This window comes from Microtetraspora sp. AC03309 (assembly GCF_020826795.1).
GTDB lineage: Bacteria > Actinomycetota > Actinomycetes > Streptosporangiales > Streptosporangiaceae > Microtetraspora > Microtetraspora glauca.
This window is the reverse complement of record NZ_JADDIL010000335.1, coordinates 1-652: the sequence shown is the minus strand read 5'-3', so window position 1 is coordinate 652 and position 652 is coordinate 1. Positions and strand designations below refer to the sequence as shown.

Genomic DNA, 652 nt, shown 5'->3' with positions numbered 1-652 from the left:
GATCCCCGCCGAGCAGCCGGCGCTGCCCGCGGTGCTGACGATCCTGCGCGACATCGCGGGCAGTGAAACCAACACCGTGTGGCACGAGCTCATGATGGCGGCCCGCACCGACGAAAAGCTGCGCGGCCCTTTGCAGACCGTGCTCGCCGAGTACATCGACAACATCTACGAGACGGCCAAGAGTGCACCGGGGGCCGATCAGATTCCCGAGGACGTTTTCGCGGTACTGCTGACGATCGTCATCAACACATTCGACGGCGCCGCCATGGTGCGCCGCGTGCTGCCACTTCCGGAACTCGAAGAGGCCAGGATCGCCATGCTGGTGGCGTTGCTCAGTCGCTAGTGTCTTCCGGCACCCGCACGTTCTGCAGGGCCACCGACCGGGCCAGCCGGGCATAGCGCAGCTCGATGTCCTTGAAGCGCAGGTACGTCGACAGGGTGACGAACACGAACGCGATGATCAGCACGTACTCCATCAGGTCCGTACCGCGTTTCACACCAAGCCAATTCGCGAGAACCGTGGTGTCGTCGGGCCGCAGAATGGCATAGATGCCCGCACCCACGAACAGCACGAAACCGACCTTGACCCACGCCTTGGACCGCGCGCTGCGTCGAGACCCCAGCAGGTAGGCCAACAGCGCCAGCACCGAGA

2 protein-coding genes are annotated in these 652 nt (G+C 64.3%); one reads left to right on the top strand and one right to left on the bottom strand.

Annotated elements, in window-relative coordinates; all coding sequences use genetic code 11:
* A partial coding sequence (locus IMZ11_RS43185; RefSeq protein WP_228649438.1) for a hypothetical protein occupies positions 1–343 on the top strand: 343 nt, incomplete at its 5' end.
* Here IMZ11_RS43185 and IMZ11_RS43180 read toward each other — a convergent pair.
* A partial coding sequence (locus IMZ11_RS43180; RefSeq protein ID WP_228649436.1) for a DUF2304 domain-containing protein occupies positions 333–652 on the bottom strand: 320 nt, incomplete at its 5' end. The genes IMZ11_RS43185 and IMZ11_RS43180 overlap by 11 nt on opposite strands.